General features: G+C 67.3%; 5 protein-coding genes. 2 read left to right on the top strand and 3 right to left on the bottom strand.

The window, feature by feature from the left end:
- The coding region (locus HUK84_RS13440; RefSeq protein WP_176640744.1) for a DMT family transporter at positions 1-297 on the top strand (297 nt) is incomplete at its 5' end.
- A 115-nt stretch (positions 298-412) separates the two neighbouring features.
- Here HUK84_RS13440 and HUK84_RS13435 read toward each other — a convergent pair.
- From HUK84_RS13435 to HUK84_RS13425, 3 genes are read right to left on the bottom strand one after another with little or no spacing between them, the layout of a single operon-like run.
- Positions 413-886: a GNAT family N-acetyltransferase gene (locus HUK84_RS13435; RefSeq protein ID WP_176640743.1), complete on the bottom strand. Its 474-nt coding sequence runs from the start codon at positions 884-886 to the stop codon at positions 413-415.
- Entirely contained in the window at positions 883-1,785 is a 903-nt protein-coding gene (locus tag HUK84_RS13430) for an alpha/beta hydrolase family protein (RefSeq protein WP_176640742.1), read from the bottom strand. Before HUK84_RS13430 ends, HUK84_RS13435 begins: the two co-directional genes overlap by 4 nt.
- A gap of 54 nt (positions 1,786-1,839) precedes the next feature.
- A complete protein-coding gene (locus tag HUK84_RS13425; protein WP_176640741.1) occupies positions 1,840-2,799 on the bottom strand; it encodes a DMT family transporter in 960 nt (319 codons plus the stop codon).
- A gap of 56 nt (positions 2,800-2,855) precedes the next feature.
- Between HUK84_RS13425 and HUK84_RS13420 the strand changes: the two genes are divergently transcribed.
- Positions 2,856-3,130: GntR family transcriptional regulator (locus tag HUK84_RS13420; RefSeq protein WP_176640740.1), on the top strand; the 275-nt coding region annotated here is incomplete at its 3' end.

Genomic DNA, 3,130 nt, shown 5'->3' with positions numbered 1-3,130 from the left:
CCCTGGCTGCCGCAGGCCCTGGCCATCATGCCGCACGCCCCCGCGCGCTGCTGGGCGGCGGTGCTGGAACTGGGCATCTTCCCCGCGGCGATCGGCTATGCCGCCTGGGCCTTCGTCATCGGCCATATGGGGGCGGCGCGCGGGGCCGGGCTGCTCTATCTGCTGCCGCCGGCCACCCTGGTGCTGGCCTTCGTCCTGACCGGCGAGATCCCCAGCCCACGCACGCTGATCGGCGGCGCGATCGTCATGGCCGGGGTCGTGCTGACCAACATGTACGGCCGCGCCCGCCCCGCCTGATTCAGCACCCGCTTCCGTTCCGGCTTCATGCAGGCCGCCACGCAGAGTGGCAGCATCGTCGCGCGGCTGATCCGCCTTCCGGTCTCGAAAATTTTCCAAGACATCTGTCCACGCCTCATAATTCCAGATGCAGGAACTGGTTGAACGCGCTGGGCATGTAAGACCCGAACGCCGCCCCATCGACGAATCCGCGCCGGCGATACAGCGCCAGCGCCGCCGCGAAGGATGGTCCGCACCCCGTCTCCAGGCTCAGCCGCGTCATCCCCCGCGCCCTGGCTTCGGCGATGATATGATCCAGCAGCGCCGCGGCCGCGCCCCGGCGCAGATGCGCGGGGTGGGTGCGCATGGATTTCACTTCGCCCGTCCCGTCATCCATGGTCCGCAGGGCCCCGATCGCCGCGATCTCCGCACCGTCCCACGCGCTCCAGACCGTGATCGCCGGATCGCGCAGACCGGACAGGTCCAGCGCGAAGACATGTTCGGGCGGCGTGCCGGCCCGCATGCCCGCCAGATGCAGCGCCAGCAAAGCCCGTGTCGGCGCGCCGGTCAGATCGTCGACGCGAATGGAAAAATCCCGGATATTCTTCATGCTTCGCAGACTCCTCTTTCGTCGATCCTCATCGTCCGGCGCAGGAACTCCCCGATCTCGGCCAACAGTACGGCCTGATACGCCGTCCGATCGAAACCCGGCGGATCCTGCGACGGCGGAAAATCCGGCCTGATCCGGTGGGGTGGAAACGGACTCAGGAACGAAAAATGCCCGGCCCCCGCGACCAGCCCGCAGGCGATGCGCCCGGCATCCGGCACGCCTTGCCGCACGATATCGGCCAGCCGGGGGGGGATCAGCGCATCGTGCTCGGCGAAGCGCATCAGGATCGGCATGTCCACGCCCGACAGCGCGCCCGGCGCGCCGAACCATCGCGTCGCGGGGGCCAGCAGCACCAGCGCCGCGATGCGCCGGTCCTGCGTCACCGCGATCGGCCGCGGCGGGCCGCCGGACATGTCGGTCCCGCCGCTCCAGGGCTGGCCGCCCGCCGCCGCCAGCACGGAATAGCCACCCATGGAATGGCCGATCATCGCGACCCGCGCCGCCAGATTCGTCCCGATCATCGGGTCGGCCAGGGCGGCATCGACGCACAGGCGCAGATGGCGCGGGCGATTTTCCAGATTGGACAGGCTGCCCGCCAGCGCATTGTCATTCAGGCTGTTGCCCGGATGTTTCGGCATGGCGACGACGAATCCCTGCCGCGCCAGCCCGATAGCCAGGTCGCGATGGACCCAGGGCGTACCGCCATCGCCATGCGACAGCACCACCAGCGCACGCGGTCCCGGAACCGGCCGCCCGTCCCGCGCCAGTTCCACGGGGTACGACCCGACATGATGCAGGCGCGGCGCGTCCCCGCTCGGGTACAGCAGATTCAGCTCGATGATTGCATCCTGCGCGATGTCCCGTACCGCCAGGCAGCGATGGCCGATCGCATGGCCCATTGCCCGGTTCTCCTTTCCCGCGCTCGGCAAGGCTTTTTACAGACATGCGGGCATTCATGACGGGCTTGCTTCCACCGCCCGCGCGGCGGCCGCTTTTCGAAGCCCGGCCCAGGTCAACCCGTAAATGCACAGGACGACAAGGACAAGTGCTCCGATCTGGTATGGTGCGATCCTCTCGCCCAAAAAGGGGACCGCGAGCGCCAAGGTCAGCGTCGGCCAGGGCGTCGTGATCGAACTGGCCAGCGACACGTCGATATGCCGGATCGCATGGAACCACACGATCAGTTCCAGGTAATAGGCCAGCCCCATAAGGATCGCCGTCGGCTGCGAGACGGCCGCAACAAGCGCGGGCAGGACGGAACGGCCCGTCGTGGCGGCGAGCAAGGCGAGGAGGAAGAGGGTCGAGATCGCAACACGGACAAAGGTGACCTGCACCGGCGTCACCGGCGTGCGGCCCAGTTCCTCCTTGATGATCACATGGGCGACGCTCCACAGGAGCGGGACAGCGAGCGAGGCCAGAAACCAGACCGAGAGAGTCGCCGCCCGTCCCGTTCCACCGGTTCCAAGATAATAGAGGGTTCCGATCAGGACCGCCGTCAGGCCCAGTTCCGCCGCGGTCTTGCGCCGCTTGAGGAACAGCGTCTCCCACAGGATGGCGAAGAGCGGATAGGCCTGAATGGCGATGGCCGCGTTCGTGGCGCCGGCTTTCTCGATCCCCAGCACGTAGAGATACGTCGACAGGCCGAACATCGTCCCGGTCATCAGCGCGACGGCAGCCATGCGTCCCGTCTCGCGCGGGGGAATGGCGACACCGAAGACGCCTCTGTCGCCCCGCATCCATTCCAGCACGAAAGCCGGCGCCGCGAAGACGACCTGCCAGACGGAGAGCGCCGCCGCGAAGGCGAGAGCGCCGACCCCGTCGGGGCGGGAGTTGGAAATGATGGGCATGATCCCCAGAAGAACGAGGCAGCCGAAGGAAAGCGCGATGCCCTTCGGGGCGGCGTGGGGCGACATTGCATTGTTCCTGAAATCATTGCATCGATTGCTATGAAAACTGCATCTTTCGTGACATGCGAAACAAGGAAAACATTGATCTGCGCGCAATTTGGCATCCCGATCTGAGCGGGCGGCGCGGACCGAAATATCTGCAGATCATCGCGGCGATGGCCGAGGACATCGCCTCGGGCGACTTGCCCGCGGGCGCGTGCCTGCCGCCGCATCGCGTGCTCGCCTGGCAGCTCGGCCTGTCGCCCAATACGACCAGCCGCGCCTATGCCGAGGGGGTGAAACGCGCCCTGTTGCGCGGTGAGGTCGGGCGCGGCACCTTTGTCCGGGTCCCGTCGCC

This window comes from Nguyenibacter vanlangensis (assembly GCF_013376155.1).
Classification (GTDB): Bacteria; Pseudomonadota; Alphaproteobacteria; order Acetobacterales; family Acetobacteraceae; genus Gluconacetobacter; species Gluconacetobacter vanlangensis.
The sequence above is the reverse complement of the archived record's forward strand: the minus strand, read 5'-3'. Positions and strand labels throughout refer to the sequence as shown.